General features: G+C 60.9%; 26 protein-coding genes. 16 read left to right on the forward strand and 10 right to left on the reverse strand.

Annotated elements, in window-relative coordinates:
- Nucleotides 1-57: 57 nt before the first annotated feature.
- A complete protein-coding gene (locus tag PQQ86_RS33770) occupies nucleotides 58-831 on the forward strand; it encodes an SDR family oxidoreductase (RefSeq protein ID WP_408277145.1) in 774 nt (257 codons plus the stop codon).
- A gap of 34 nt (nucleotides 832-865) precedes the next feature.
- Here PQQ86_RS33770 and PQQ86_RS33775 read toward each other — a convergent pair whose 3' ends face one another.
- Entirely contained in the window at nucleotides 866-1,387 is a 522-nt protein-coding gene (locus tag PQQ86_RS33775; protein WP_408277148.1) for a DUF8737 domain-containing protein, read from the reverse strand.
- A gap of 145 nt (nucleotides 1,388-1,532) precedes the next feature.
- On the opposite strand from PQQ86_RS33775, the gene PQQ86_RS33780 reads away from it, so the two are divergent.
- Complete coding sequence (locus PQQ86_RS33780; RefSeq protein WP_408277151.1) at nucleotides 1,533-2,489, forward strand: LysR family transcriptional regulator; 957 nt, start codon at nucleotides 1,533-1,535, stop codon at nucleotides 2,487-2,489.
- 35 nt (nucleotides 2,490-2,524) lie between these two features.
- Here PQQ86_RS33780 and PQQ86_RS33785 read toward each other — a convergent pair whose 3' ends face one another.
- Nucleotides 2,525-3,466, reverse strand: coding sequence for a LysR family transcriptional regulator (locus PQQ86_RS33785; protein ID WP_408277154.1), 942 nt, complete (start codon nucleotides 3,464-3,466; stop codon nucleotides 2,525-2,527).
- Nucleotides 3,467-3,639: 173 nt separating this feature from the next.
- On the opposite strand from PQQ86_RS33785, the gene PQQ86_RS33790 reads away from it, so the two are divergent.
- Nucleotides 3,640-4,857, forward strand: a complete 1,218-nt coding sequence (locus PQQ86_RS33790) for an FAD-dependent monooxygenase (RefSeq protein WP_408277157.1) — start codon at nucleotides 3,640-3,642, stop codon at nucleotides 4,855-4,857.
- 284 nt (nucleotides 4,858-5,141) lie between these two features.
- On the opposite strand, the gene PQQ86_RS33795 is transcribed toward PQQ86_RS33790, so the two are convergent.
- From PQQ86_RS33795 to PQQ86_RS33810, 4 genes are all read right to left on the reverse strand, one after another.
- Nucleotides 5,142-5,471, reverse strand: coding sequence for an SRPBCC family protein (locus tag PQQ86_RS33795; protein WP_408277160.1), 330 nt, complete (start codon nucleotides 5,469-5,471; stop codon nucleotides 5,142-5,144).
- A 41-nt stretch (nucleotides 5,472-5,512) separates the two neighbouring features.
- Nucleotides 5,513-6,541 (reverse strand): aldo/keto reductase, encoded by a 1,029-nt coding sequence (locus PQQ86_RS33800; RefSeq protein ID WP_408277163.1) that lies wholly within the window; start codon nucleotides 6,539-6,541, stop codon nucleotides 5,513-5,515.
- Between the two features lie 98 nt (nucleotides 6,542-6,639).
- On the reverse strand, nucleotides 6,640-7,887 hold the full coding sequence (locus PQQ86_RS33805; RefSeq protein ID WP_408277166.1) for an ABC transporter substrate-binding protein: 1,248 nt from the start codon (nucleotides 7,885-7,887) through the stop codon (nucleotides 6,640-6,642).
- 103 nt (nucleotides 7,888-7,990) lie between these two features.
- A complete protein-coding gene (locus PQQ86_RS33810; RefSeq protein ID WP_408277168.1) occupies nucleotides 7,991-9,235 on the reverse strand; it encodes a DUF1479 domain-containing protein in 1,245 nt (414 codons plus the stop codon).
- Between the two features lie 94 nt (nucleotides 9,236-9,329).
- On the opposite strand from PQQ86_RS33810, the gene PQQ86_RS33815 reads away from it, so the two are divergent.
- From PQQ86_RS33815 to PQQ86_RS33840, 6 genes are all read left to right on the forward strand, one after another.
- Nucleotides 9,330-10,316, forward strand: coding sequence for a helix-turn-helix domain-containing protein (locus tag PQQ86_RS33815; RefSeq protein WP_408277171.1), 987 nt, complete (start codon nucleotides 9,330-9,332; stop codon nucleotides 10,314-10,316).
- 138 nt (nucleotides 10,317-10,454) lie between these two features.
- Nucleotides 10,455-11,564 carry an ABC transporter substrate-binding protein gene (locus PQQ86_RS33820; RefSeq protein ID WP_408277174.1) on the forward strand — a complete coding sequence of 370 codons (1,110 nt, stop codon included), beginning with the start codon at nucleotides 10,455-10,457 and terminating at the stop codon, nucleotides 11,562-11,564.
- Nucleotides 11,561-13,381, forward strand: coding sequence for a sensor histidine kinase (locus PQQ86_RS33825; protein WP_408277176.1), 1,821 nt, complete (start codon nucleotides 11,561-11,563; stop codon nucleotides 13,379-13,381). Before PQQ86_RS33820 ends, PQQ86_RS33825 begins: the two co-directional genes overlap by 4 nt.
- A 216-nt stretch (nucleotides 13,382-13,597) precedes the next feature.
- Nucleotides 13,598-14,044: an Ohr family peroxiredoxin gene (locus tag PQQ86_RS33830; protein WP_408277178.1), complete on the forward strand. Its 447-nt coding sequence runs from the start codon at nucleotides 13,598-13,600 to the stop codon at nucleotides 14,042-14,044.
- Nucleotides 14,045-14,154: 110 nt separating this feature from the next.
- Nucleotides 14,155-14,601 (forward strand): OsmC family protein, encoded by a 447-nt coding sequence (locus PQQ86_RS33835; RefSeq protein ID WP_408277181.1) that lies wholly within the window; start codon nucleotides 14,155-14,157, stop codon nucleotides 14,599-14,601.
- A gap of 166 nt (nucleotides 14,602-14,767) precedes the next feature.
- On the forward strand, nucleotides 14,768-15,229 hold the full coding sequence (locus PQQ86_RS33840) for a MarR family winged helix-turn-helix transcriptional regulator (protein ID WP_408277184.1): 462 nt from the start codon (nucleotides 14,768-14,770) through the stop codon (nucleotides 15,227-15,229).
- Nucleotides 15,230-15,243: 14 nt separating this feature from the next.
- On the opposite strand, the gene PQQ86_RS33845 is transcribed toward PQQ86_RS33840, so the two are convergent.
- Nucleotides 15,244-16,128: a LysR family transcriptional regulator gene (locus PQQ86_RS33845; RefSeq protein ID WP_408277187.1), complete on the reverse strand. Its 885-nt coding sequence runs from the start codon at nucleotides 16,126-16,128 to the stop codon at nucleotides 15,244-15,246.
- Nucleotides 16,129-16,279: 151 nt separating this feature from the next.
- Between PQQ86_RS33845 and PQQ86_RS33850 the strand changes: the two genes are divergently transcribed.
- On the forward strand, nucleotides 16,280-17,311 hold the full coding sequence (locus PQQ86_RS33850; protein WP_408277190.1) for an NAD(P)H-quinone oxidoreductase: 1,032 nt from the start codon (nucleotides 16,280-16,282) through the stop codon (nucleotides 17,309-17,311).
- A gap of 259 nt (nucleotides 17,312-17,570) precedes the next feature.
- Here PQQ86_RS33850 and PQQ86_RS33855 read toward each other — a convergent pair whose 3' ends face one another.
- Nucleotides 17,571-18,725 (reverse strand): ABC transporter substrate-binding protein, encoded by a 1,155-nt coding sequence (locus PQQ86_RS33855; protein WP_494478232.1) that lies wholly within the window; start codon nucleotides 18,723-18,725, stop codon nucleotides 17,571-17,573.
- 274 nt (nucleotides 18,726-18,999) lie between these two features.
- Here PQQ86_RS33855 and PQQ86_RS33860 point away from each other — a divergent pair, with 274 nt between their 5' ends.
- The 4 genes from PQQ86_RS33860 (at nucleotide 19,000) to PQQ86_RS33875 (ending at nucleotide 23,059) form a co-directional block, all read left to right on the forward strand.
- Nucleotides 19,000-20,079 (forward strand): GlxA family transcriptional regulator, encoded by a 1,080-nt coding sequence (locus PQQ86_RS33860; RefSeq protein WP_408277197.1) that lies wholly within the window; start codon nucleotides 19,000-19,002, stop codon nucleotides 20,077-20,079.
- 168 nt (nucleotides 20,080-20,247) lie between these two features.
- On the forward strand, nucleotides 20,248-21,498 hold the full coding sequence (locus PQQ86_RS33865; protein ID WP_408277200.1) for a D-amino acid dehydrogenase: 1,251 nt from the start codon (nucleotides 20,248-20,250) through the stop codon (nucleotides 21,496-21,498).
- Between the two features lie 59 nt (nucleotides 21,499-21,557).
- Nucleotides 21,558-22,550 carry an asparaginase gene (locus tag PQQ86_RS33870; protein ID WP_408277203.1) on the forward strand — a complete coding sequence of 331 codons (993 nt, stop codon included), beginning with the start codon at nucleotides 21,558-21,560 and terminating at the stop codon, nucleotides 22,548-22,550.
- A gap of 188 nt (nucleotides 22,551-22,738) precedes the next feature.
- Nucleotides 22,739-23,059 (forward strand): DUF4148 domain-containing protein, encoded by a 321-nt coding sequence (locus PQQ86_RS33875; protein WP_408277206.1) that lies wholly within the window; start codon nucleotides 22,739-22,741, stop codon nucleotides 23,057-23,059.
- A gap of 169 nt (nucleotides 23,060-23,228) precedes the next feature.
- Here the strand turns inward: PQQ86_RS33875 and PQQ86_RS33880 are convergent, their stop codons facing one another.
- Entirely contained in the window at nucleotides 23,229-23,558 is a 330-nt protein-coding gene (locus tag PQQ86_RS33880) for a hypothetical protein (RefSeq protein WP_408277207.1), read from the reverse strand.
- 574 nt (nucleotides 23,559-24,132) lie between these two features.
- Complete coding sequence (locus PQQ86_RS33885; protein WP_408277210.1) at nucleotides 24,133-24,729, reverse strand: DJ-1/PfpI family protein; 597 nt, start codon at nucleotides 24,727-24,729, stop codon at nucleotides 24,133-24,135.
- A 90-nt stretch (nucleotides 24,730-24,819) separates the two neighbouring features.
- On the opposite strand from PQQ86_RS33885, the gene PQQ86_RS33890 reads away from it, so the two are divergent.
- Nucleotides 24,820-26,151 carry an aminotransferase-like domain-containing protein gene (locus tag PQQ86_RS33890; protein WP_408277212.1) on the forward strand — a complete coding sequence of 444 codons (1,332 nt, stop codon included), beginning with the start codon at nucleotides 24,820-24,822 and terminating at the stop codon, nucleotides 26,149-26,151.
- Between the two features lie 280 nt (nucleotides 26,152-26,431).
- Nucleotides 26,432-26,995 carry a cysteine hydrolase family protein gene (locus PQQ86_RS33895; protein ID WP_408277215.1) on the forward strand — a complete coding sequence of 188 codons (564 nt, stop codon included), beginning with the start codon at nucleotides 26,432-26,434 and terminating at the stop codon, nucleotides 26,993-26,995.
- Nucleotides 26,996-26,997: the final 2 nt, after the last annotated feature.

Genomic DNA, 26,997 nt, shown 5'->3' on the forward strand with positions numbered 1-26,997 from the left:
ATATCATCCAGCAGGATAAGAGGCTGCATCGGGCGGCTTCGGTACTGGGGATGGACCATGGCAAACCACAGCATCAAAGGCAAAACCGTTGTGATTGCGGGCGGGGCGAAAAATCTCGGCGGACTGATTGCACGGGATCTCGCGGCACAGGGCGCCAAGGCAGTGGCGATCCACTACAACAGCGCGAGCTCGAAGGCTGCAGCAGACGAGACACTTGCCGCGATCGAGGCGGCCGGCGCCAAGGCGGTCGCTTTCCAGGCCGATCTGACCTCGGCCGGCGCGATCGAGAAGCTGTTCTCGGATGTCGTCGCCGCTGTCGGCCGACCCGATATTGCGATCAATACCGTAGGCAAGGTGTTGAAGAAGCCGTTCGTGGACATCACCGAGGCTGAGTACGATGAAATGACGGCGGTAAACTCAAAGTCTGCGTTCTTCTTCCTCAAAGAAGCAGGCAAGCACGTCAACGACAACGGCAAGATCGTTACGCTCGTCACGTCGCTGCTTGGCGCGTTCACGCCGTTTTACGCTGCCTATGCGGGCACCAAGGCGCCGGTCGAACATTTCACGCGCGCGGCGGCCAAGGAATTCGGCGCGCGTGGCATCTCGGTGACAGCCATCGGCCCCGGACCTATGGACACGCCGTTCTTCTATCCCGCCGAAGGCTCGGACGCGGTGGCTTACCACAAGACCGCCGCCGCACTTTCACCGTTCTCCACGACTGGTTTGACCGACCCAGGGGATGTGGTGCCCTTCATCCGCCATCTGGTCAGCGATGGATGGTGGGTTACGGGGCAGACCATTCTGATCAACGGTGGCTATACGACCAAATAAGCGACCAGGTAAGCGGCCAGGTAAGCGGCCAAGTTCATGACTTACGGAACGACCAATAGCTCAGCGTCGCCTTGGGCCGAGCGCGCAGCAGCAGATAGAAAGCGGCAACGTGCGTAATCATCAGCAGCGGCACGTAGATGATCGGAATCGCGTACGTAGTGCCAAATTCTCCTGCACGCGCAGGAAGATCGGCCTGGATAGCGTGGTAGTAGTCGACGATGAGGTCGGTCGTTCCCACAAGGTTGAAGGCCACGGCGAACAACCAGAAGAGCGGTCGTCTTCCTGCTGCGAGTAGCGCCAGCATCGCCAGAACGCCCGTTGCGAAGTCACCGTATGCGGCGAACGCAGCGAAGCTGGCAGGCAGATTCGGACTGACCACGCCCGGCAGAATGAAGACCAGCCCGAAGAAACGGAAGCTGTGCAAGGTGGCGATGGCGCGTTGCGCTTCGAATGGGTCCATCGACTTGAGCCTGGGCCAGATGTATACGCGAAAGCAAAGCAGCCAGGCGACATAGCCCAGAACGAGCTGCGATTGGAAGATAAGTTCCGGTGACATGTTGCCTCCAGTCAGGTGTTGCCGGGCGCATTGAAGAATAGGAAGGAGATCAGCCGGCGTGGATGCGGCCTCGAACTCCTCGTCTGCAGGCGTAGGTGTACCATGGCCTCTCGCGAGCGACTATTCATCACAATGTTGACGGGCTATGAAGCAGAACTTCACAGTCAGGCAAGGCGCGCTCGATGGCGTGGAGGTGTTCCTGAGCGTTGCCCAGCATCGCAGTTTTCGCCGGGCAGCCGCGGAACTCGGAGTGACACCGTCCGCCGTCAGCCAGACGGTGCGTGTACTTGAAGCGCGCATTGGCGCAGCGCTCTTCATACGCACCACGCGTAGTGTCGGCCTGACCGAAGCTGGCGAACGGTTTCTTTCGCACGCAAAGCCTGCCTTCGACGAGCTTGTCGCTGCGAGTGAGGTTGCGCGCGGACTGGGCCAACGTCCCACCGGATTGTTGCGTCTTTCAGTGCCGCGCGCGGTGATGCCGATCCTGCTGGAACCACTCATTGCATCCTTCTGCCAGGCTTATCCCGAGGTCGAAGTGGAGATCGCCACCAGCAAGGAGCTGATCGATCTTGCAGCGGAAGGGTTCGACGCCGGAATCCGGCTGGGTCAGTTCGTCGACGCCGATATGGTCGCCGTACCGTTGACGCCACCGTTTCATCTCATCGTCGTGGGCAGCCCTGCTTACTTCGCAGCGCGCAGCCGGCCCAGACACACGGACGATCTGCGCCAACACGCATGCTTGCGGTGGCGGCGATCCAGCGGCGCGCTCGCGCTATGGTCATTCAACGACAACGGCCACGCGATCGAGATCGCCGTCTCCGGCCCCTTCATCGCCAACGATTTTTCCACCATGCTTGGCGCGGCGGTCGAAGGTATGGGCCTTGCCCAGCTACCTGAACCGATGGCCGCTGAAGGGTTGAGAACGGGAAAACTGGTGCGCGTGCTGGAGCCGTTCGCGCCGGTGATACCGGGCGTGTTTCTCTACTATCCAGGCCGCCGGCAGATGACGCCGAAGCTGCGCGCCTTCATTGATCATGTGAAGAGCCGCCCGGCAGACCAAGGCAAAGTGACATCAACTCCAGGTCTTCCAGAATCGACGTAGCTGCGGCGACACAACTTTTCAATGCATGGCATCCGTTAAGTCTTCGCCACGCGCTTGCCCTTAGCGGACGATTCGTTATCCGCAAACAGATCGATCACGACCCCACGCAGCCAGCGATTGCCTTCGTCCTGATGGACTCGCGTGTGCCAGAGCAGATGAATCGGCGCGGCAGGCAGTGTCATGGGCAACGCGCGCAGGCTGAGCAAGAAAGGGGTTGCCAGTTGAAGCGCAAGTCGCTCCGGCACCGTAGCAATCAGATCGGTGCGTTGCAGGATGTAGCCCACGCTCATGAAGTGCGGCACCGTCAGTCGCACCTGACGCCGTACGCCGCGCCGTTTCAGCCATTCGTCCACCTGCCCGTGGCCGGTGCCGGCCGCCACGACCACGAGATGCTCAGCCTCGCGCCATGTAGCGAGCGTGAGCGGCGCGTCCTCGAGCGGATGGCCGCGCCTGAACAGGCAAACATAGCGCTGATCAAACAGGCGGCGCTGATAAAAACCACCCTTGAGCTGCGGCAGCAAGCCAATGGCCAGATCGACCCGGCCGTCAGCCATCTCGTTGCTCAGATTGACGCTTGTATCGCGGACCGTATTGAGTGCGACTCCCGGCGCGACGCGCGACAGTCGTTCGAGTAGCGCCGGCAGAAAAACGACTTCGCCGATATCGGTCATGCCGATCGTCACGGTGCGCATCGCGCGCAGCGGATCGAAACCCGTCACCGGATTGAGTGCGGCGTGCAGCGTGGCGAGCGCCTGCGAGACCGGTTCCGCCAGACGCAGCGCGAATGGCGTTGGTACCACGCCGCCCGGCCCGCGCACGAACAAGGGATCGCCAAGCCGGCGACGCAGCTTGGCGAGCGCGTTGCTGACGCCGGGCTGGCTCATATTCATCTGCTCGGCGACGGTCGCCACGCGCCGTTCCTGCATCAGCCGCTGGAAGAGCAGCAGCAGGTTGAGGTCGATTTCGCTCAGTTCCATGATTCACCCATATCCGGGTCTCATTCAATCCAGTGATGAAGCACATTCACTTCATCTTATTGAGGAATGAAGGTCTAGTGCTGAAAATACTGACACGGCACGCGCATTCGCCATGGCGCCCAGAAATGCCATGGCGGCCCAAACCCATAAATCTGGATATCGGAGACACAATCATGAAGCAGATGGATCTAAAGATTGCGATCGTCGGCGCCGGCGTCGGCGGCCTTACGCTTGCGCTCGCGCTGCGCGAGCGCGGAATCGATGCGCAACTCTACGAGCAGACCGAAGAGCTGCGCGAAGTGGGCGCGGCCGTTGCGCTCTCGGCCAACGCAACACGCTTCTACGAGCGCATGGGGCTGCGTCCGGACTTCGAGAAAGTGTGCGCGGAGGTGCCCGGCCTCGTCTATCGCGACGGACGCAGCGGCGCGGTCATCGGCCATCATCGCGGCACGCCCAGCTCGCGCGAGCAGTTTGGCGGCTCGTACTGGGGCATTCATCGCGCGGATTTGCAGGCGGTGCTGTCCAGAGCCGTCGGACTTGAGCGCATCAAGCTCAGGCATCGGCTGGTCGATCTCGTGCAGCACCCGGATCGCGTGAGTCTGGCGTTCGATAACGGTCAGCGCATCGACGCCGACCTCGTGATCGGCGCCGACGGCGCGCGCTCGATCACGCGGCGCTGGATGCTTGGCTATGACGACGCCCTGTATTCGGGTTGCTCGGGCTTTCGCGGCGTGGTGCCGGCTGAACGCATGGACCTGCTGCCCGATCCCGAGACCATCCAGTTCTGGGTCGGACCCGGCGGCCATCTGCTGCACTATCCCATCGGCGACAAAGGCGACCAGAATTTCCTGCTGGTCGAGCGTCATCCATCGCCGTGGGCGTTACGCGAGTGGGTCATGCCCGCCAGCGAGGGCGAACAACTGCGCCTCTTCAAGGACTGGCATCCGGCCGTCGTGCAGATGATTACGGCTGTGCCCATCAGTCAGCGCTGGGGATTGTTCCACCGCCCTCCGCTCGGCCGCTGGAGCAAAGGCCGCGTGACGCTGATCGGCGATGCCGCGCATGCGCTTGTGCCGCATCACGGCCAGGGTGCCAATCAGTCGATTGAAGATGCCGTGGTGCTGGCCGCCCAATTAGCCGCGGCGGGTCCAGGCAATTGGCGCGCGGCGCAGGAAGCCTACGAGCGCCTGCGCCGGGGCCGCACGCGCAAGGTGCAGTACGCGTCGATCACCACTGCGGACGTGCTGCATTTACCCGACGGGCCAGCCGCGCAGGCCCGCAACGCCCGCCTCGGCGCGCGTGACAGCGTGCTGAATCACCTGGACTGGATTCACGATTTCGATGCGCTCACAGAAGAGCCGAGTGAGCGGCAGGGGGGCACCTGGCTTTGAGCAAGCACTGCTTTACGGTTGATAGCGCTCGGAGGGGGCCGCCCATCTTGTTTCGCATAGGTGAGTGCAACTGTGTTGGTAAGCGCAAAGGCACTGTACATTTCAAACGAAAGGCACACACGAATAGCCACTTGTACCTTTCGCACACTCGGATGCACCGGCCAACGCCAAGCCATGCTTGACTCATTTCGTTGTCCGACTTTCCGCTTGGGCGACCAGCGCCGACAAGACTTCAGGAAAATCGGAAGAAACGCCAGCACAAATATCGTGCGCATTTTCTCCGACTACGTCGATCTTGTAGGTGATGCGATTGCCCCACCAGGTAGCGGTTCGATTTTATGCACCACGCGAACCACAATGTCGCCAAGCATCGTTTCGTCTGTGAACAGGTGCTGCACATCGACTTCGACGAGTTGCGACCTGATCACCTCCTGATCAGGAAGCGTCATGGTTAGCCATGAGCCCACAGCGAAAGGACCGTCGATAGAACAGGCGTGGACACCCGTATTCCAATTCTTCCAACCGGAAACGGCTTCGAAGAGTGCCCAGATCACTCCTGCCGATGCGGTCGTTTCCTGGCTATAGGAGGCAGTGGCGTGCGTACTGTCGGTCATGTGAGATCCTCTAGTAAGAGCACAGATAGTATGCGAGCCTGCTAAAGGCTATCAACAGAAGAAGTCGGCGCGTCCTGCCGGATCAGCTCCCGGCGCTTCAGCTCGGCCCAGAACGCCGGTGGAATATCAGCCCTGAAGGTTTGCAGGTTGTCCTCCAGCTGAGCAACCGTACGCACGCCGGGGACGTTGGTCGGGATCGCGGGATGGGCGAGAACGAATTGCAGCGCCGCCGCTTTGAGCGGTACCGAGTATTCCTGACATACCTGCTCGATCTTGCGCACGCGTTCAAGAATTGGCTCCGGCGCGAGCGAATAGTTGTACTTCGCGCCGGGCACCGCACCCGTCGCGAGAATGCCGCTGTTGTAGCCGCCACCGAGAATGACCGACACCTGCTTCTCTTCGCACAGCGGCAGGAAACCGTCCAGCGCGTCCTGCTCGAGCAAGGTGTAGCGGCCAGCCAGCAACAGGCAGTCGAAATCTTGCCGGCGAATTGCTTCGTGCGCGACCTGCCACTCGTTGACACCGAGGCCCACCGCCTTCACGACCCCTTCGTCGCGGAGTTTCAGCAGTGCTTTCGCCGCACCCGCCATCGCCGCCTCGAACATCTCGGGCTGGCGCTTCCCATGTGTAAATACGTCGATGTCGTGAATCAGCGCAATATCGATGTGTTCCAGCGCCAGACGCTGCAGACTGTCTTCGATCGAACGCATCGTGCCGTCATAGCTGTAGTCGAAAACGGGTTCGAAAGGCAACCCGTCAACCCACGGTTCAAAGTTGATCTCGGCGCGTTTGCGCGGTTTCAGCAAGCGACCAACCTTGGTGGACAGCACAAACTGGTCGCGCGGATACCAGCGCAGCCCCTGACCACAGCGCGCTTCGCTCAACCCGTGCCCGTACATCGGCGCGGTGTCGAAGTAGCGCACGCCGGCGTCCCACGCCGCCTTGATCAAGGCAGCCGAATCCACTTCACTGATCGGCCTGAAGATGTTGCCAATCGGCGCGGCGCCGAAACCCATCACGCTTGTCTCGAGCCCTGAACGCGGCCATTTACGCTTTGCTACCGGATCCATCTTTATCTCCTTTGTCGACGGGAATGAGCGCTTTAGCACTTACTCCGCTGCCCTGAGTGAAGGCATTCATTCCAGACTGGCTGGCATGCAACGCCCGTCTACTTGATCTTCGCAGCAGCGGCAAGCTTGCGCACGCCCTCTTTCGGGTCCTCGTTCGAGTTCATGAAATTCGTTACGACGTCGGTAATCGCGCCAGCGGTAACCGGAGACTGAAGGTTGCCGAAGGCCAACGAAGGCAAGAACGCGCCAGATTTAATCGTGGCCTGCTCGTCAGCGAATGATTTCCTGGCGCAGCTATCGAACTTGTCCATGGGAACGTCCAGCCGAACGGGAATTGAACCCTTGTAGAGACTGAACTGCTGCTGGAAATCGACGGACATGATCGTCTTTGCAAGCGCAAGCTGCCCAGGCGACGCCTGCTTCTTACCGTTCTGCTGAAAGAACGCGAACGAATCCACGGTGTACGTGTAGGCATTCGACGTACCAGGCGCGGCCGCGCAAATATAGTCGACGTCTGGCTTCTTGTTCGCATTGGCGAATTCGCCCTTCGCCCAGTCACCCATGAACTGCATGCCGCCCGAGCCGGAAATGACCATTGCCGTCGCGAGATTCCAGTCACGGCCGTGATAGCCTTTATCGAAGTAACCTCGGATCTTCTGCACGATCTCGAACACCTGCACCATTTGCGGCGAAGTCAGCGTTTTCTGGTCGAGATCAACGAGGGCTTTCCGGTAGAAATCCGGACCTTGGGAGAGCACGACCGTCTCCCAGATGGTCATGTCTTGCCAGGGCTGGCCACCATGCGCGACGGGCGTGATGCCCGCTGCTCGAAATTTGTCGGCGAGCGCGAAGAATTCCGGCCACGTAGTGGGCGCCGTGCCCCCGACTTTTGCAAGGTCGGCCTTGTTGATCCACAACCAGTTGATTCGGTGTACCGAGAACGGCGCAGCCACATAGTGACCGCCTGCCTTCATGGAGCTATCTATCTGCGCCGGCGAATGCGCTTTCCAATCTGTAGCGGACTGATCGACATTGACCAACATGTCCTGATCGGCCCAATCCTGAATCAGAGGACCCTTGATCTGCGCAGCCGATGGCGCGTTGCCCGAAATGACCTGCGTCTTCAGCGCCGTCATGGCCGCCGCGCCCGCTCCTCCCGCTATGGCGAAGTCCTTCCACTCATAGCCCTGTTTGGTCATGTCGTCCTTCAGCACCCGGATCGCTTTCGATTCACCGCCGGAGGTCCACCAGTGCAGTACCGAAAGCTGTTCGGCGGCCAAACCAGCATGCGTTCCAGCCATGAGCAGCGTAATGCCCGTCGCAAGCGACGTAAGTGATCGTTTCATTGCAGTCTCCGAAGTTTTCGTTATTTAATCGGGCAGTGCGTTCGAGGCTCAGTCGAACGCGCATACATGCCCGTTTTCATGCGTGTTAGACGTCTTTGCCGATCTACAGGTCAAACCCAAGTTGCGACTTGCCGAGCGGCGTCAGGTCGTCAGCCGTGGCACGTCCGCGGAAATCCACTTCGAAATGGTCTGCAGGAAAATCGGGTGGGCTTTCGCCCTTGAGGAAGCTCGGCAACTGGCGCTTCAGATAAGCGTCGTTTTTGGCGCACGCGGGCGCCGAGGCGATGTACATCACGTTGCTGTAACCCGCCCCCTTGTGCTCGTCTTCGACCGCATGGATGACATCGCTGTGCCAGAACACGGTGTCACCCGCTTCCATTTTGGGAATCGACGACAGCGCCTCGAACAAAGGCGCATGAAATTCCGGCTTGATCGATAGCGCCCGTCCGGGCATTGCACCGCACAGGTCGTCCTCTGCGACATCGTCCTGAAGCGCGCGCAGCAGGATGTACACCATCGAATTGGCGATGGGCACGAGTTGCAACGTGCCGTCGCCCGGGCCTTGCGGCGTCAAGGCAGTCCAGCCCTGGAATGTGCGGAACATCGAACATACGGCCGGCGACGCGATCTCCTGCACGTCGGGTCGGAAAGCCGCATCGAACGCGTCGTAGTCGCGCCAGTTCCCGGTAAACACGTGGCGGTACACCTTCCGGAAATTGCTTTCGATCCAGCGCTCAACCGACCCGCCGTCGCAATGCGCCGACAGGCCAAGCGACGCAGAACCTGGCGGCCGGCGACGCAGACGATCGGCATAGACAGGCACGCGCTCCGGATCGAAGTGCACCTGGCCGCCACTCTCATTGCGCCACAGCCGGTTCAGGAATACACGCGCCTCGGTCAGCGACGCCGACTGACGGGCCAGCACTTGCGGCTTCGACCAGTACACCCCATAGATCTGCGGTTTGCTGGACGCCAGCTGGCCAAAGTACTTGTCTTCAGCACGGCTTTCCAGGCGCTTGTCGAGATTATTGCGCTCGACATAGTCGGCAATATCCTCGTCCCAGCTCTGCACCAGCGCACGAGGGAAAACATTACGGATCACGCATGCGCCGCGCGCCTTGACGAGCGCGATCAGGTCCGCGGTGACGCGTTGTTCGCCAATGTCGGAAAACTGAATCTCGGGGATGACGTCTTCTCCACGATCCCGCTGCGTAGCGATTCGCTTCGCCTCGGTGCTGATCGCTTCTTCGACTTCGGCAAAGACCTGCCGGTAGTTTGGCAGCGCCGCGCGCAACTCCTTTTTCGCTTGCCGGATTGCGCTCGGCAAATCGTCGATTTTCAACGCCATGACTGTCTCCGTAGGGATTTGATATGCCCCGAGGATATGACGCGCATGCGTGGCTTGGTGATACTATTCAGGCAATCTTTTTGCGTATTCGGCCATGAAACCAGCCTATGAGCATGTCGACTTCGGCGGGGACTGTTCGGTGCGGGTTTACCACCGGCGGCTGCCGCGTATTCCGTTCGAGTGGCATCACCATCCGGAGTACGAGTTAACGCTGACGATGAACAGTCATGGCAAGCGCTACATCGGCGACTCGGTGAACGAATACGAAGCTGAGGATCTGGTCCTCGTGCCGCCGGATCTTCCGCACACCTGGGCGTCGAATCGTTCGATCGATCCGTCCTCGCCACAGGTCGCCATCGTCATCTGGTTCGACGGCGATTGGGCGCGGCGTATGGCGGACTGCTGCCCCGAATACGAGCCACTGCGCAAGCTGTTACGCAGGGCCGCGTGTGGGTTGGCCTTCGAACCGCCTGCCGGCAAATGGATGCGCGAGCGCCTGGAACAATTGCTATCGAGCGTGGCACGCGACCGCCTCGGCGCCGCTCTCGACATTATGTGCACGCTCGCCGACGCGCCGGGCCAGCCGCTCGCCTCGCCGAGTGCTTTCAACGAGGCGTCCACCGGTCCATCCGGCCACGAGCCCGAACGGATCAACCGGGTCCTCTCGATGATTGACGCGCGCTTTGCCGAACCCTTGCGACTGTCAGAGCTCTGCGCGGCCGCCAGCCTGTCGGAACGCACGCTCACGCGTTACTTTGTTCAGCATATCGGTGAGAGCGTCGGCCGGTATATCACCCGGGTTCGTATTGGTCACGCGTGCCGAATGCTGGTTGACACCGCCCTGCCGGTTGCCGTCATCGCTGCTCGTTCGGGCTTCGCGAACGTCGCCAATTTCAATCGACAGTTCAAGGCCGCGAAGCAGGCGACGCCGGCCGAATATCGACGGCAGTTCGCGGCTGCGGGTTCTCCGGATAAGGACGTAGCGGCTCGCTTGACCGAACGGTCTCCGTCACTGCAAAAGAAACGGAAATTAACCGGTGAGCGAAACGACGAAGAGATTGCTGGCCAGTACCGCACCTGATATGCCAGTCTATCCGTGGTCGAATATTGCCAACGCCGGCCTCGCACGTAGAATGTGCCTTGCCGTGTCCGTCGCGTAACCGCGATCCTCGCACGGCGTGCAACCGCGCCTCCTGGCGGCAATCGGGTGAATCGTCTTATGAATCGTAGGCAAGCGTTGCTCACCTGCGCGTATGCCGGCCTGACCGGCGTATCCGGCCGCGCTTTTGCCACGAGGCGCGCGCCGCGTGTGGTGTTCCTCAACCCTGGCGAGGCTGTGCAACGCGGTACGGGCCAGCATTGGCAACTGGTCTCCCGATTCATGACAATGGCGGCGCAGACCTTCAATATGCAACTGGAGGTTCTGTACGCGGAACGTGACCATCTACTGATGCAGCGCCAGGCAGAAGAGGTTGCGCGACGCACCGACGCGCCGGACTACGTCGTCATCGTCAACGAAAAGATGGCCGCACAGCAGATGCTCAGGACGCTGGCGCGCTCGCCGGCGAAGGTGCTGCTCATCCACAATGACCTGACACCCGATCAGCGTCGCGCGGTCGGCAATGAACGGCAACTGATTCCGAACTGGATCGGCACGGTGACGGCAAACGCTGAGCGCGCCGGGTACCGGCTGATGCAATTTCTGTATCAACAACTGGGCCAGCACGGGGCACAGGTGATCGGTATTACGGGAGACCCCAGCACGCCGGTCTCGCTGGAGCGTGCTGCCGGTGTCGACGACTTCCTGTTTCACGCTTCGAATGCACACACCTGCCAACTGGTCTTCAGCGACTGGAGCTATGCCGACAGCGATCAAAAGGCACGCGTGCTTCTCGCCCGGTATCCGGACGCCAATGTGATCTGGGCCGCCAACGACGCGATGGCGCTCGGGGCACTGGACGCCGTCAAGGCGCGCAATGCGCGCGTTCTGGTTGGGGGCATGGGTGCGTTGCAGGAGGCACTGGCCAGGGTGGCTGACGGCGGCCTGGCGGCCATGATGGCAGGCGACTACTTCCTCGGCGCCTGGGCGATGGTTCTGTTGCACGATCACAGTCAGGGCAACGACTTTGCCACGAACGGAGGTCTGCGCCAAAAGCTCGACTTTCTCACCGTGATCCATCGCGAGAACGCCGCCCGTTACGCTGATCTTGTTTTCCGGAGCGGAGCGATACTCGACTTTGGCCAGTACTCGAAAACCCGATCTCCGCGTCCGGGCCCCTACGACTTCAATCTCCAATATCTTCTGGACACGGCGTCCAGGGCTTCATGATGCGTCTGTCCCCACGGCTCACGTTACGCTCGCCCAGTTTGCACACCAAGCTGATGCTGGCGCTCGTCATACTTGTCGCGATCGTGGCCGGTACGTCGGCGTATGGGCTGATCGCGCACGAACGGCAGCGCCGACTCACCGAACTGGAGGAGCGCGCCACCCGGATCGCCGACCTGTTCAGCCGATCTCTCGCGCAACCTCTGTGGAACATCGATCTTGGTGCGATCAACGGCCAGCTTGCCGCGCTCGCGCCAAATCCCGAAGTGGCCCAATTCACCGTCACCGCAGTGGGCTACGGTACGGTGTCCACCACGGGGAAAGCCGTTCAGCCGAAACCTGCCGACAGCGTGGTGCGTGTCAGGGCAATTGAATACACCCCACCCGGCGATGCACCGAGGGAAAAGATCGGCGAGGTTCGTGTCGTCCTCACGAAGGTGGTGGCAGAACAGGCGATCAGCGACGCCCGCCAGGCGATTCTCGCCATGATCACGGCTGTCGTTGCCGTGCTCTACGCCGCGACCTTTCTGCTGCTCAAGCGCATGGTGCGCAGCCCGATCAACCGTCTTGAGGAAATGGTCGACCGTATCGCGAGCGGCGACCTTCGTGCGCGCTGCACGGTTGAATCGGGCGATGAGTTGGGCAGGCTCGCCTTGCGCGTCAATGTCATGGCCGACCGCCTTCAGGAATCGACGGTGAGTCTGCGCGCCAGTGAACGGAAATACCGCAGCATCGTTGAGAATGCCCTCGAGGGTATCTTCCTGCTGGACCGGAAGGGGCAACTGGATGAAGCCAATCCGGCAATGGCGCAGCTGCTCGGCTATCGCGACGTGCCCGACCTTATCGACGCCGCGACGAGCGCCCCCCACAAACAGCCGTTCTCGCCGGAACAGATTGCAACCCTGTTCGAAATTCTGCGCATGCAGGGTGGGATCGTGGGACTCGAACTGCAGTTACAGCGTCTCGACGGCACACCGATCTGGGTTCAGCTGAATGCACGTGGCGCGACAGATGACGACGGTAGCCTTAGGGGACTTGAAGGCCTGCTGACCGACATGACGGCCCGCAAGCATGCGGTGGAAAGCCTGCGACGCCATCGCGACCAGCTCGAACTGGAAGTCGTGGTGCGCAAACGGACCGAGCTGGAACTGCTGGCGTCGCGCGAACAGTTGCAGCAGTTGTCCGCGCATCTGGAAGCCATTCGCGAGGAGGAAAGGAAGCACATCGCGATGGAAGTCCACGACGAACTCGGCCAGTTGCTGACCGCGTTGAAAATGGACCTGTCGTTGCTGAGGATGCAACTGACAACGGGTACCGCCGCCATGCAAAAAGCCGAGCAGATGCGCGATCTGGTTGAGCAAACCATCCAGATCGTGCGCAATGTGGCCAGCCACCTTCGGCCGGTCGCACTGAATTTCGGCCTCGCCTCCGCGCTGGAATGGCTCGCGGAGGATTTCACCCGCCATACGCACATTCCTTGTCACTTCAATGTCACGGGTTCCGAACCGACTTTCTCGGATTTCCGCGCGACAGCGCTATTCCGCATCGTGCAGGAGTCGCTGACCAACGTGGCCCGTCATGCCGCGGCATCGCGCGTCGATGTGACACTGGCCAACACCGAAGCGGGTGTCGAGTTGACCATCTGCGATGACGGCCGGGGCTTTGATATGGTTACCGCACGAGCCGGCTACTCGTACGGACTGCAGGGCATGGCCGAGCGCGCCAGGCTGATCGACGCGAAGCTGCTCATCGAGAGCACACCCGATTCCGGTTCTGTCGTGCGGCTTTTCGTTCGGGATGATGCCGTGATTGTCACGTAATCCGGACCAGCAGGCCCGTGGAGTGAAATGCCACGGGCAGCCGGGCGCTCCTCCGGCTGCTACCGCAGGATTTTCGCTCATCCTATCGAAATACCGCATGCGATTAAATCTTTTGCGATTGACATCCGCCGACCTTTCCTTCACTATATGACGCATGCGATTACATCGCATGCGATTTAAAGCAGCTTGACACCCTTACTCACAAAGGAATCCATCATGACCAAGATCGACCAAGTCCTCCACTCAGGCAACAGCAACGCCACGATCAATCGCGACCCCAATGTCCAACGCGGCGAGCTCGGCGTCCTCGACCTCAAGCTGTCAGCGCCCGACGGTGAAACCCGCGAGTTCATCGCCACCGAGTTGCACCCGCGAGCCGAACAGTTGTTTTCGGGCGCATGGTCGGCGTGCTACATCAGCGCGTTCGAGATTGCGGCGTCGCTGAAGAAGGTCACGCTGCCGTCCGACTACTCCGTGGACATCCAGGTAAGCATTGGGTCAGTCGGCGCCGGTCATTGCCTCGGCGCCCAGTTCACCATCCGCGCGCCGGGTCTGGCAACGGAAGCCGTCGAGGCAGTCGCGCACCTGGCCCATCAGATCTGCCCATACTCGAAGGCTGTGCACGGCAACATCGAGGTCGGCCTGAATGTCGTCACGGCGTGACCGGATCAGGCATACGCGTCCCACTAGTCTTCGCCCTAAATTGATCGCATGCGATTATATCGCATGCACATAAAATACACTTAACACTCGTACCCACCAAGGAAGCCATCATGGAAAAGATCGAAAAAGTCCTCGCCTCAGGCAACAGCCACGCCACGGTCAATCGCGCCCCCAATCTCCAGCGCGGCGAGTTTGGCGTCTTCGACCTCAAGCTGACAGCGCCCGGCCTTGAAAACCTCGAGTTCATCGCCACCGAGCCGCACCCGAGAGCCGAGCAGTTGTTTGCGGGTGCGTGGTCGGCCTGTTACACCACCGTGTTCGGCATTGCGGCCCAGTTGAAGAAGGTCACGCTGCCGTCCGACTATTCCGTGGACATCCAGGTAAACATTGGGCAGACCGGTACCGCGTGGTTCCTCGGCGCCGAGTTCACCATCCGCGTGCCGGGTCTGGACAAGGAAGTCGTCGAGGCAGTCGCGCGCCTCGCCCATCAGATCTGCCCGTACTCGAAGTCCGTGCACGGCAACATCGAGATTGGAATGAACATCGTCACGGCGTAATTCACCAAGGCACATGCGTCTCGCTGACGCACGTGCCTTTCACTGAACATCTTTTTAGGGAATGCGGCAGCGGTCCAAATTTCACTACATTGCGATATAATCGCATACGATACATGTCGCTTCGTACGTCTTGTGAAACATCAGGCTCCAGCCAAAGAGGATACAGATGAAATCCACCGATCAACCGGCACCCGCAAATCGAATGCTCTCCGACTATCTGTGCTTTGCGATCTACTCCGCGAACCTGGCGTTCGGCAAGGCATACAAGCCGATACTCGAGGAGCTCGGGCTCACTTACACGCAATACATCACGATCATTGCGCTGTGGGAGACAGACAATCAGACCGTCGGCGGACTGGGCGAGAAGCTGTTTCTCGAATCCAATACGCTCACGCCGATCCTGAAGAAGCTTGAAGTGATGGGTTATCTGGAAAGGCAGCGCGATCCCGAAGATGAGCGTCAGGTGCGGATCTGTCTGACGAAAAGCGGACGACGCTTACGCGAAAAAGCCCTGAAGATGGACCTCGTCGAGGCGACGGGCCTCGCGCCCGACGAGTTCGAGAAGATGCAGAAGGCGATCGTGACGTTGCGGAACAATCTTATCAACTCAGTCGAGGACGGCGAATGAGCGCTCGCGCGTGACTAGTTTGTGCGGGTCGTGAGATCTTCGAACGCGGAGACGATGCCGTCAATCATCGCTGCGATGCGCGCGGTATGCCGAAGGTCCTGATGCGTGACGAGCCAGGTTTCATAGACCGCCCCACGTGTGGGTTCCGGCCATATCTGCACGAGACCGTCGCGTTCAGCCAGATGGATCGGAAGCTCACCGATGCCGATGCCGGCCTTTACCGCGGTACGCAGCATAAGGCTGGAATTGAAAGTCGATACGATGCGCCCCGCGTGTACCGGTTCGCCAGCGAGAGTCGGTGATCGATTACCCGTCCAGCTTCCTTGATAGACGACAAGATCGTGGCCCTCGAATGCGGAGCCAGGAACGGGCTTGCCCTGCCGCTCGAGATAAGCATTCGATGCAAAGAGCGCCATGGGCCAGCGCGCCAGGCGCCGCGCGACAAGATCGGGGTTATCCGGCCTGACTGACCGGACCGCGATATCCGCTTCACGCTTTGCCAGATTCAGCATGCGCGTCGACGTGTCCAGCAGGACGCGCACTTCGGGATGCGCAGCATGCAGGCGTTCGATGGCAGGCAGCAGAAAATCGAGCGCGATCGAGTCCGTGCTGGTGACTCTTACGTCCCCCGCAAGCCGCGTATCCGTGCCCTGGGTTCGTCTGACGAGTTCGTGCGCGGACTGTTCCATTTTCTCCGCCGACCTCAGCGCGGCCTCCCCTGCGGCAGTCAACGCGTAACCCTCAGAGGTGCGCAGAAAGAGCGTTGCCCGCAGCGCGTGCTCCAGCGCCGCAATCCGCCTGCCGACCGTCGCCTGATCGAGATTGAGCGTCCTGGCCGCTCCACGGAGCGTTTTTTCGCGCTCCACCGCAAGAAACACTCGCGCGTCGTCCCAGTTCATCGTGCCATCCTCCTGATGCAAATTTGCATCTCACCACATGAATAATGCTGCGTTTATTCATCAATGTCGATGCCTATACTGAATGCAAGAGTTCCTCGCCAGGTGATCCGACCGGATCAATCGAGCCTCATCAATCGAAGGAGTGGTATCCATGTCTGCTTCAACTTATCGTGTGCCGTCGACCATGACGGCGATTGAAATCAAACAGCCCGGCGGTCCTGAGGTCCTCGTGCCGACTACGCGCCCGGTGCCGGTGCCGGACGCCGATCAGGTTCTGATTCGCATCCACGCGGCTGCCGTGAACGGCCCAGACGTTTTCCAGCGTAAAGGTCTGTATGATCCGCCCCCCGGCGCTTCGGACATTCCGGGGCTGGAAGTGGCAGGTCAGGTGGTTGCTGTCGGCGCCGACGTGTCCCAATTCCAGATCGGTGACCTGGTGTGCGCATTGATTCCCGGCGGTGGCTACGCGGAATATGCCGTCGCTCACGCCTGCAACACGATGCATATCCCCAAAGGCCTGACGTTGGTCGAAGCGGGTGCCATGCCCGAAACGTTTATGACGGTATGGCTGAACCTGTTCCAGCGCGGCAAGCTGGTTGCCGGCGAATCGGTGTTGATCCATGGCGGCGCGTCAGGTATCGGCACCACGGCGACTATGCTGGCGAAGGCATTCGGCGCTGCGAAAATCATCACGACCGTGGGCTCGCAGGCGCATCGGGAAGCCAGTCTGGCGCTAGGTGCAGACCTCGCGATCGAATACCGCGAAGAAGATTTCGTCACCGAAACGAAGCGGTTTACCGATGAAAGAGGCGTCGACGTGATCCTCGACATCATTGCCGGCGACTACGTGGCTAGAAACTATGAAGCCGCCGCCATGGACGGACGGGTCCTCCAGGTGGGCGTGATCAAGGGACCGGCGAAGGATCTCAACCTCGTACCGATGCTGACGAAACGTCTGACGCATATGGGCTCAACGTTGCGATCGCGCACCTCCGCTGACAAGGCGGCCATCGTCAATGAACTCGAGCAGCATGTGTGGCCGCACTTCGAGAGCGGCAAGATCAAACCGGTTGTCTACAAGACCTTTGCGCTGGCCGACGCTCGCGGCGCTCACGAACTGATCGACTCCGGCACCCACTTTGGAAAGATTGTCCTGACGACAGGTGCCGATTTCATTGACTGAAGTTGGGCTTGCCGCCACGGCGGCAAGCCTCTCGCCATGATCCACTACCGGCGCCCTGCTCAATAACGGCACGATCTCCCCTGGTGGCGACACAGGGTGTGCCGGTCACGATGCCGCTGTCGATCAGCAAGAATGCGCCGGCGAATCAGAGTTCCGGTGCGAAGAACAACGTGGATTGCGTGGTGCAGTAAATGCCGGGCGCATCCGCGCACTGATAGGTGACTTTAAGCGCCCGGCAAAGCACCACCCGCAAATCCGCTTATTGCTCGACAACGCCGAGCAGCGCCTGCTTGCCACCGACGTATTTGTAGAGCGAAATCACGCCGTGCTTAAGATCGCCCTTCGCATCGAACTGCGTTTCTCCGAGCACCCCCTGATGATCGGTCGCAGGCATGGCAGCAAGGATTTTTGCCGGCTCGGTTGATTGCGCGCGTTTCATCGCATCAATAATGACACCCACCGCGTCGTACGCAAACGGCGAGTTCAGAACCGGTGCGTAACCGAAGCGCTTCTTGTAGCGCTCGACGAACGCCGGCCCACCGCTCATCTTCAGCAGCGGCGCGCCGGCAATCGAGCAAATTACGTTGTCGGCCGCATCGCCCGCGAGTTTCGCGAGATCGTCGGCACACAAGCCGTCGCCGGCCAGCACTTTCATCGTCATGCCCAACTGCTTCGCCTGTTTCGCGAACGGACCGCCCGTGCCATCGAGGCCGCCATACATGATCGCGTCCGGCTTTTCGCCCTTAATCTTTGTGAGAATCGCCCGAAAATCGACGGCCTTGTCAGTGCTCGCGTCGTGCGACAGCACCGTAATGCCGTTGGCTTTCGCCTGCTTTTCGAATTCGACGGCAAGACCCTGGCCGTATGCGGTCGAGTCGTCAACGATGGCGATCGTTTTGACTTTTAGCGTTTTCGCTGCATAGTCGGCCAGCGTCGGCCCTTGCTGGGCATCGGTCGCGACCACGCGATACGCGGTCTTGAAGCCCTGCTTCGTATAGGCGGGATTCGTCGCGGACGGCGACACCTGCGCGATGCCTGCATCGCTGTAGATCTTCGACGCCGGAATCGTCGAGCCGGACTGCATATGGCCAACCACCGCGACGACCTTGTCGTCCACCAGCTTCTGCGCGACCTGGGTGGCCTGACGCGGGTCGCCCGCATCGTCCTGCGCGTCGAAGACCAGCGTCACCTTCTTTCCGCCGATCACAAGGCCCGTCTGGTTGATCTCCTCGATCGCGAGCCGGGCGCCGTTCTCGGTGTCCTTGCCAAGATACGAGGCCGGCCCCGTCACGGGTGCGGCCTCGCCGATCTTCACCATCTCGTCGGCACGAGCGACGCCCACTGCAGCGGCCGCCGATACTCCCAGAATGCAGACGGTCGCCATACCGCGACCCAAGACTGTGCTTGTGCTCATGCTTCACCCGAAAAGAAGTTGTAATGGTCGGAACGGACGGTAACGGCCGCCCGCCGATCGGAAACACGCGGCCTGTGGACGGTGTGCCTGCCTTCGCTGGATCGTTCGCACCCCACAGTGCGGCGTCGTTCGTTAGCGGTTTGAATTTATGCAGCCAGAAAGCCTCGGGATTGCATTGATCTGCCGGAAAATAGAAGAATTGCGACAGGGCCGCCTCGGACCGATTCGCCGGACGTCGCCGTATAATCTGGGCGATCCGCCCTCGAGTTCGCGCATGACGACTGCCGACAATTCCAGTCAGCTAACCCAGACTGCTCACCAACTGGTCGAACAACTGGACGCGCTGCCGCGCACGCTTCAGGCGCGCCCGAGCCGTTCGGGCGCGGAACTGAGCGTCGGCATCCTGTTGTGGCCGCGCTTTCCAATGCTTTCGCTGGGCGGTCTGTGTGATGCGCTGCGTCATGCAGCGGACCGCGGCGACCAGAGCCGTCAGCTACGCTGCCTGTGGACCATCGTCGGCGCACAGGGCGAATCGGTCGAAGCGAGTTGCGGCATTCCGGTGCAGGCGCAGTCCACGTTTCCAGACGTCACGCAATTCGACTATCTCGTCGTGATTGGCGGCCTGCTTCCCCACCTCGATCAGGTCGACCGGCGCTACTGGGACTATCTGAAACAGGCTGCCGAGGCGGGCGTTCCGCTCATCGGCATGTGCACGGGCAGCTTCGTTCTGGCGCGTGCCGGCCTGATGGAAGACCACGTCGCCTGCGTGCACAGCTTTCACCTCGACGATTACCGGCGTATGTTCCCGGCGCTGCGCGTCGTGACTCACGCCGACTACCTGATCGACGGCACGCGCATCACCTGTGCGGGCGGCATTTCCGTGGTGGAGATGGCCGCGCGCCTGATCAGCCTGCACTGCGGACCGGACCGTGCGTCAAAAGTGATCCATCAGATGACGGTTAGCCGCCAGGGCGGCTCCTCGTTCGTCGAGCGGCGCGCGGCGCTCGGCTATCTGTCGGTCGAGGATGCAACCGTGCGTCACGCGGTGCTGCTGATGGAAGAGAACCTCGAAGCACCGTTGAACATCGTAGTCATTGCGAAGATGATCGGCACCAGTGTGCGCAATCTCGAGCGCGCGTTTGCGACCGAGATGAACACATCGCCGAACGAGTTTTACCGGCGGATGCGACTACGCTACGCACGCTGGATGCTGGTCAATACAGCGCGCAAGATCACCGATATCGCCTACGAATGCGGCTTCGCGGACTCCGCGCATTTCATCCGCGTGTTTCGCGAAGCGTATGGCGTAACGCCCGGCAAGCTGCGCGCGTCACGAGGCGCGGCCGCCGCCTGATCCATCCGGCCGCGCTGCTACCCGCACGCCTGTCGCGATTCTTCTACTTTCCGGCAGATCAATGCAATTCGGCGCATCGGTGGCGCCGTACAGTCCAGTCAAAGGGCTGACGACGCACCCGCGGCACATGGCCTCCCTGCAAACACACGAAAAAGCGAGTGCAGCTGTATGCAGATATTGATCCTCGGTGCGGGCGTCATTGGCCTGTCGAGCGCGTATTACCTGAGCCGCGCCGGCCACGACGTAACGGTCGCGGACCGGCATCCGGAGGTAGCGAGCGAGACCAGTTCTGGCAACGGCGGCCAGTTGTCGTACAGCTATGTCGCACCGCTCGCCGGCCCGGGTGTCGTCTCGAAGCTGCCGCGCTGGCTCACGCGCGGGGATTCACCGGTGCGCTTCCGCCCGAAGCTGAGCACCGAACAGTGGCGCTGGTGCTTCGAATTCCTGTCGGCATGCACACGCGAACAAAGCGAATTCACGACGCGCAAGCTGCTATCGCTGTCGTTCCTGAGCCGGACGCTGATCCATGAACTGATCGCCGCCGAACCGGCGCTCGACTTCGACTTCGTCCGTTCGGGCAAGCTCGTGCTGCATCGTGACGCGAGCGAGATGCAGAGTGCGGTCAAGCTGCTTGAATTCCAGCGCACGCTCGGCTGCGAACAAAAGGCGCTGAGCGCCGATGCGTGCGTCGAACTCGAACCGACGCTCGCGCACCTGCGGCCATTTCTCGCGGGCGGCATCCATACGCCGAGCGAAGATACGGCCGATTGCGAACGCTTCTGCAAGAGCCTCGAAGCTTTGCTGCGCGCTCGCGGCGTACGGTTCCTGATGAACACATCGATCGATTGCCTGAGGCCTGCAGCAAACGGTGGCGTCGAAGCCTGGAGCGACGGTGCGCCGCTCGCCGCAGACCATGTCGTCGTCGCGTTAGGCTCGGCGGCGGCGCGGCTACTGAAGCCGATCGGCATCCGTGTGCCGATCTATCCGCTCAAAGGCTACAGCCTGACGTTCGACCTGCAACCACAGACGGCCGCGCCCCAAGTGAGCATTACCGACTTTAGCCGCAAGGTGGTTTATGCCCGGCTCGGCGAGCGCCTGCGCGTTGCGGGCATTGCCGATATCGACGGCTATTCGCTCGAACCCGATCCGACACGTCTTGCGACGCTGCGGGCGGAGGCGGCTGCCATGTACCCCGACGTCGCAAGATCTTGCGCGGGTAGCGAATGGATCGGCTTGCGCCCCGCGACGCCACGCGGCACGCCGATCGTCGGACCGACGCGCTACCGCAATCTGTGGCTCAACGTCGGCCATGGTGCGCTCGGCTTCACGCTTGCGACGGGTTCGGCGGCGCTGCTGGCGCAGTGGCTGGCAAGCAGCAACGGCCAGGAACTACGCAGCGCATTTTCCCTTTCGCACTGACGCCGCAAGGCGATGCATTACGTGACGCCGCTTCCCCTCCAAAACATCATCGACCGCGCATGACAGAAAAGGCCAACATCACCGTTATCGGTACAGGCGGCACCATTGCCGGCCAGGGCAAAGCCGCCATCAACACGTCGGCCTACCTGTGCTCTGTGCTCGGCATCGATGAGATTCTCCGCACGATTCCACATGCGTCCGCGCTGGCGAATTTGCGCGCGGAGCAATTGCTGCAAACCGGCTCCGAGAATTTCAACAACGAGCATCTCCTTGCAATCGGCAAGCGCGTTTCCAGACTGCTCGCGCAGGATGATGTTGATGGCGTTGTGATCACCCACGGTACCGATACGATCGAGGAAACTGCGTACTTTCTGCATCTCACGCTCAAGAGCGCCAAGCCCGTCGTCGTGGTCGGCTCGATGCGGCCGCCGTCGGCAATGAGTTCCGACGCGGCGTTGAATCTTTACGATGCGATTGCGGTAGCTGCGCACCCATCCTCGCGTGGCATCGGCACGCTGGTCGTCGCCAACGACGAGATCCACACTGCCCGGGACGTCGTAAAGTGCAACAGCGTCAAGCTCGAGGCGTTCCGTTCGCCGTACGGCGCGCTTGGCCATGTGATCGAAGGCCGGCCGCGCTACTATCGTCGCCCATGGCGTGGCCATACGCTCGACACGCCGTGGTCGATCGATACGCTTGAGGCATTGCCGAAAGTAGACATCGTCTATGCGTACGGCGCGCTCGCCCCCGACGCAGTGGAGGCAATCGCCGCGCACGCACGAGGGCTGATCTATGTGGGCACCGGCAACGGCAACGTTGCAGAGCACCTCATCGAGCCGCTGCGCGACGCTGCCCGACGCGGGGTTCACGTGGTGCGCGCATCGCGTACCGGCAATGGAATCGTGCTACGTAATGGCGCACAACCCGACGACGAATACGGCTGGCTCACCGTCGAAGATCAGATCCCCCCAAAGGCCCGCATCCTTCTGACGCTGGCACTCACCCAAACGGACGACATGCAAGCGTTGCAAGTCGCCTTCGAGCGCTACTGAAGCGCTTTCTCCTGCTCTCCACTGCCTTCAGGCGAATGCGGGAATAACTGGCACATGCGTGCAGTCTTGCAAGGTGAGCACGCACGAAGCGCGCGAACATCTGGCGCAGCGCAACGCATCTGCCACGGACAACACGGCTCAGTGAACGTCCGTCATTCTTTCGCCCGCAAGGCACAAGGAGTACCAACATGAAATCGGATTCGTTGAATCGTCGTACTGTCTCGCCATTACTCAGCTTCGTGATGGCAGGAGCCGTGCTGATGGCAAGTTCAGTGAGCGTCTTTGCGCAAGCCATGCCGGAGCCCGCACCCCATCAAGTCACACGTGCGGAAGTTATGCATGAACTCGAAGAACTGGAGGCCGCGGGTTACAACCCATCCCAGGGAGACGATGGTTCGTACCCCGCCGATATACAGGCTGCGCAAGAGAAGGTTGCCGCCAAACACCGGGCGGAAAGAGACGCGATGATGAACGCAGGCCAGAACGGGCAGACAAAGCCCACGCCGTAAGGTGCAGACGCTGCCTGCACATTTTCAAATTGACGTCAACGAAGTAGCACGGTGAAAGGACGACAATTTCCGAGCGAAAACTTTCCGCACCTTACCGATAGCCGAGATGGCGGGTGAATCCACCCCTTACCAGGCATTTGGAAGTGTTGCCATCGCTTACTCTAAATGCTCAACTCGTAAGGAGGTCAAACATCATGAGCATACAAAGTGTAAGTGGTTCACAAACCGGCACGAGCCTGCTTTCTGTCGGCGCTACTCGCCGCTCGGCCGGCGGCGGCTGCGAAACGGGGTCATCCTCATCGTCCTCTTCGTCGACCAGTTCGACGGACTCGAATCCGCTTCTGTCAGCACTCGAGGCGGCGTTGTCGGCGCTTGGAATTGGCAGCACGTCGTCGACCACGGCTACTTCGGGCACGTCGAGTACGACGGCTTCTTCGAACTCGTCCACCACTGCAGCCTCCTCCACTTCCTCCACGAGCGATTCGTCGTCAACAAGCACAATTTCCGGTGCGCTGCAGGCCTTTCTCGGGGCATTGTTTCAGGCACTAGGATCGCTTCAGCAAACGGGCAACGGTGATAGCTCCACATCTGATAGCACGAGCGGCTCAACGAACTCGATCGCGACTTCGTCCTATGGGGATATCGGCGGCGCGCTGAATGCACTGGCTCAGGAACTCGGGTCCAGCAGTACGACGAGCTCAGGTACCGCGTCCAGCACCTCGGATGCAAGCAGCGATTCTTCTTCGTCTTCTTCGCAAGCGTCAACGCTGCAGACGGATTTTCAGTCCCTGTTGAGCTCACTAGGCGATAGCAACTCGGGCACGTCGTTGCAGTCGTTTGTGCAGACGCTCGCGGATAACCTCAAGGGACATTCGCATATGCAAACGGTTGGAAGCCTGGTGTCGACTACGGCTTAGGGTAACGAAAGTACAGGCGGTCTTTTGTCCTTCCTGGTGACACCATCAGGAAGGACGGACCCCGGCCTCGCGTATCAGCGGACATTCACTGGCAATTGTGGGAGTGCTCAATGAGTGACCAGCTTCGGGGGCTCGTAATTCGAGACTCAGCGCGCCCTAAAGGAACGACGAAATGTTCGCCATCGCGCGCGTCACGTAGACCTCCTTCTCCCCCACTGGCGCCACGTAGTGAATCGCGCTACGTGCAGCCTCGACGCCTTCCAGACGCGCGATGAACCAGGCCGCCAGATACTGCGACGCCAGGCACCCGCCGGCAGTCGCGACGTTTCCCTTTGCCACGAACGGCTGATTGAGTACAGCCACGCCCGCCTCCTCGACCCAAGGTTTGGTGGTCAGGTCCGTGCACGCCGGAACGTCGTCCAGCAGGCCCAGCTTCGCAAGTATGAGCGTGCCCGAGCACTGCGCGCCCAGCAACTGGCGCGTCGGATCGAACCTCAGTTGCGACATCAACGCGGAATCAGCGACGACGTCCCGGGTCAGCCTCCCACTCCCCACCAGCACAGCATCCGCGTCGCATGCGTCCTTTAGCGACGCTTGCGCCTCCAACACCACACCGTTCATCGAACGCACCTTGTCCGTCGGACTGGCGATCGAAACTCGCCAGTCCGGCCGCTTGACCCGGTTAAGGATGCCGAGCGCGATCAGCGAGTCGAGTTCATTGAAGCCTTCAAAGGTCAGGATGGCGATGTGCATGGGGGCCTCGTGCGAGTGGAGACGTTGTATTGCGCCATCGTAGAACCGATAATCAATACATTCAAATAATTGTCATGGATACACTCGGGCATGCCTCAGCCCCGTTACAAGCAACTGGTCGACCGTCTCGCGGCCGATATCCGCGCGGGGCGGCTGCGCCCTGGCACACGGTTGCCAACGCACCGCGATCTCGCGGCACGCGAAGGACTGGCGCTGGTCACGGCCACGCGCGTCTACGCGGAGTTGCAAGCGATGGGCCTCGTGAGCGGCGAAACCGGTCGCGGTACGTTCGTCAAGGAGGCGCTCCCTCGCGGTCAAGGCATTGATCTGCAAGCCTGGAGCGCTGACACGGTGGATCTGAGTTTCAACAATCCCTCGTTGCCGGATCAGGGAGACCTTCTCCGCGCGGCGCTGCGCCAACTCGCCGCTGCAGGCGACCTGGAAGCGCTGCTTCGATACCAGCCCCACGGCGGGCGCGAGCACGAGCGGGCGACCGTGGCGCGCCACCTGACCAGCCGGGGACTGGCGGTATCCGCTGAAGCCGTATTGCTCGTGAGCGGCGCGCAGCACGGGCTGACGACAATCGCCATGGCTCTGCTCGAGCCCGGCGACGTGGTGGCCGTAGATGCCTTGACGTACCCGGGATTCAAGCTCGCCGCCGAGGTCAACCGGCTGGAACTCGCCCCAATTCCTGCCGCTGGGAACGGTCCGGACCTGGACGCATTGGCGGCGCTATGCAGGCGACGGCGAGTACGCGCCGTGTACGCGATGCCAACGCTCCATAACCCGCTCGGCTGGGTGGTGAGCGCAACGCGGCGTCGCGAACTGGTCGCCATCGCCAGGCAGCATGGACTGATGCTCATCGAGGACGCGGCCTACGCGTTCCTGGCGGAAGGCGCCCCACCACCTTTGGCAGCGCTTGCTCCAGAGACGACAGTCTACGTGTCGAGCTTGTCGAAGAGTGTCGCGACCGGGCTGCGCGTCGGCTTCGTCTGTGCTCCGCGCGAATGGGTTCCCAGGCTCGAACGGGCCATCCGGGCAACGACCTGGAACACCCCGGCGACCATGACGGCCCTCGCCTGCGGCTGGATCGAGGACGGCACCGTGGCCAGGCTCGAAGCCGACAAACGGCGGGATGCCACGCTGCGCCAGGGCCTTGCCGCTGAAGCCCTGCGCGGACTGAAACGGATCAGCCATCCCGCGTCGTACTTCGTCTGGCTCCCTCTGCCACAGGAGGTTCGGGCAGACGCGATCGCGATGGCGTTGATGCGCGAGCACATTTCCGTGTCGACGGCCCATCCGTTCGCGACGTCAGCTCATGTACCCCATGCCATCCGGCTGGCACTCGGCTCCGTCAGCCTGTCCACGCTAAAGCAGTCTCTGGAAACGGTGGCTCGTGTTGTTGCCGATCAGACCTACTGACTCACGGATGCGGCGGTGCAATCCGACAGCCAGGAGTCGCCGCTCAAGGAGCTCAATGATCGATATAAACGTGTTGACGTCTCTGAAGAATCACGCGCCCTCGCCGGAGTGTCGTTTAATGACCGCCTTCGTTACCTGTGTGAAGATGGATCCCGGAGTGCCGACATGAAGTAATATTTCCACGGCGGTGAAGCGTCGTTTTGACAATGGAAGCCTGGCTGTGTTCGACGTTCTCTGGTTGTGAATATGAGCCGTGTGTCGAAGTAAAGGAGAAGTGTAAATGGAGGCAATCGTGCCGGCGCAAACCGCGCTTGTCGTCATGCATTATCAGACCGACATTCTCGGACTCTTTCCATCGGTCGCGCCGGCCTTGCTCGCCAATACGCGCACGCTATGCGACGCGGCACGGGCTAAAGGCATCGGCGTCTATTTCGCCAATCTCCGGTTCAGTCCGGGCTATCCGGAAGTCAGCCCATTGAACAAGAATGGGCAGGGAATCAAGCAACTTGGCCTCTTCGTCGACGACCGGCCCTCGCCGGAGTTAGGCCAGCAGGCCAGTGAACCGGTCATCATCGCGCATCGCGCCAGCGTGTTCTTCGGCACCGATCTGCAGGCACGACTTTCCGCACAAGGTGTCGATTCGCTGATTATGGTAGGCATTGCGTCGACCGGCGTCGTGTTGTCGTCGGCGGCGTATGCGAGTGACGCGGACTTCCGCCTGTACACGGTCAAGGATTGCTGTTACGACCCGGATCAGGTGGTGCATGAACATCTGTTTTCCACGGCATTCGATTCGCGCACCACGGTGCTGTCGCTCGCGGATGCCTTGCTGCTGCTCGCCTAGAC

This window comes from Paraburkholderia sediminicola (genome assembly GCF_046026675.1).
Lineage (GTDB): Bacteria > Pseudomonadota > Gammaproteobacteria > Burkholderiales > Burkholderiaceae > Paraburkholderia > Paraburkholderia sediminicola_F.

Excerpts from the sequence above, each read along its gene's own strand:
- PQQ86_RS33810 (WP_408277168.1), bottom strand. The coding sequence starts at position 9,235 with ATGGCGTTGAAAATCGACGATTTGCCGAGCGCAATCCGGCAAGCGAAA.
- PQQ86_RS33845 (WP_408277187.1), bottom strand. The coding sequence starts at position 16,128 with ATGAACTGGGACGACGCGCGAGTGTTTCTTGCGGTGGAGCGCGAAAAA.
- PQQ86_RS33870 (WP_408277203.1), top strand. The coding sequence starts at position 21,558 with ATGACAGAAAAGGCCAACATCACCGTTATCGGTACAGGCGGCACCATT.
- PQQ86_RS33770 (WP_408277145.1), top strand. The coding sequence starts at position 58 with ATGGCAAACCACAGCATCAAAGGCAAAACCGTTGTGATTGCGGGCGGG.
- PQQ86_RS33860 (WP_408277197.1), top strand. The coding sequence starts at position 19,000 with ATGACGACTGCCGACAATTCCAGTCAGCTAACCCAGACTGCTCACCAA.
- PQQ86_RS33885 (WP_408277210.1), bottom strand. The coding sequence starts at position 24,729 with ATGCACATCGCCATCCTGACCTTTGAAGGCTTCAATGAACTCGACTCG.
- PQQ86_RS33795 (WP_408277160.1), bottom strand. The coding sequence starts at position 5,471 with ATGACCGACAGTACGCACGCCACTGCCTCCTATAGCCAGGAAACGACC.
- PQQ86_RS33780 (WP_408277151.1), top strand. The coding sequence starts at position 1,533 with ATGAAGCAGAACTTCACAGTCAGGCAAGGCGCGCTCGATGGCGTGGAG.
- PQQ86_RS33785 (WP_408277154.1), bottom strand. The coding sequence starts at position 3,466 with ATGGAACTGAGCGAAATCGACCTCAACCTGCTGCTGCTCTTCCAGCGG.
- PQQ86_RS33830 (WP_408277178.1), top strand. The coding sequence starts at position 13,598 with ATGACCAAGATCGACCAAGTCCTCCACTCAGGCAACAGCAACGCCACG.
- PQQ86_RS33895 (WP_408277215.1), top strand. The coding sequence starts at position 26,432 with ATGGAGGCAATCGTGCCGGCGCAAACCGCGCTTGTCGTCATGCATTAT.
- PQQ86_RS33835 (WP_408277181.1), top strand. The coding sequence starts at position 14,155 with ATGGAAAAGATCGAAAAAGTCCTCGCCTCAGGCAACAGCCACGCCACG.
- PQQ86_RS33800 (WP_408277163.1), bottom strand. The coding sequence starts at position 6,541 with ATGGATCCGGTAGCAAAGCGTAAATGGCCGCGTTCAGGGCTCGAGACA.
- PQQ86_RS33875 (WP_408277206.1), top strand. The coding sequence starts at position 22,739 with ATGAAATCGGATTCGTTGAATCGTCGTACTGTCTCGCCATTACTCAGC.
- PQQ86_RS33890 (WP_408277212.1), top strand. The coding sequence starts at position 24,820 with ATGCCTCAGCCCCGTTACAAGCAACTGGTCGACCGTCTCGCGGCCGAT.
- PQQ86_RS33855 (WP_494478232.1), bottom strand. The coding sequence starts at position 18,725 with ATGAGCACAAGCACAGTCTTGGGTCGCGGTATGGCGACCGTCTGCATT.
- PQQ86_RS33820 (WP_408277174.1), top strand. The coding sequence starts at position 10,455 with ATGAATCGTAGGCAAGCGTTGCTCACCTGCGCGTATGCCGGCCTGACC.
- PQQ86_RS33790 (WP_408277157.1), top strand. The coding sequence starts at position 3,640 with ATGAAGCAGATGGATCTAAAGATTGCGATCGTCGGCGCCGGCGTCGGC.
- PQQ86_RS33815 (WP_408277171.1), top strand. The coding sequence starts at position 9,330 with ATGAAACCAGCCTATGAGCATGTCGACTTCGGCGGGGACTGTTCGGTG.
- PQQ86_RS33865 (WP_408277200.1), top strand. The coding sequence starts at position 20,248 with ATGCAGATATTGATCCTCGGTGCGGGCGTCATTGGCCTGTCGAGCGCG.
- PQQ86_RS33805 (WP_408277166.1), bottom strand. The coding sequence starts at position 7,887 with ATGAAACGATCACTTACGTCGCTTGCGACGGGCATTACGCTGCTCATG.
- PQQ86_RS33825 (WP_408277176.1), top strand. The coding sequence starts at position 11,561 with ATGATGCGTCTGTCCCCACGGCTCACGTTACGCTCGCCCAGTTTGCAC.
- PQQ86_RS33840 (WP_408277184.1), top strand. The coding sequence starts at position 14,768 with ATGAAATCCACCGATCAACCGGCACCCGCAAATCGAATGCTCTCCGAC.
- PQQ86_RS33775 (WP_408277148.1), bottom strand. The coding sequence starts at position 1,387 with ATGTCACCGGAACTTATCTTCCAATCGCAGCTCGTTCTGGGCTATGTC.
- PQQ86_RS33850 (WP_408277190.1), top strand. The coding sequence starts at position 16,280 with ATGTCTGCTTCAACTTATCGTGTGCCGTCGACCATGACGGCGATTGAA.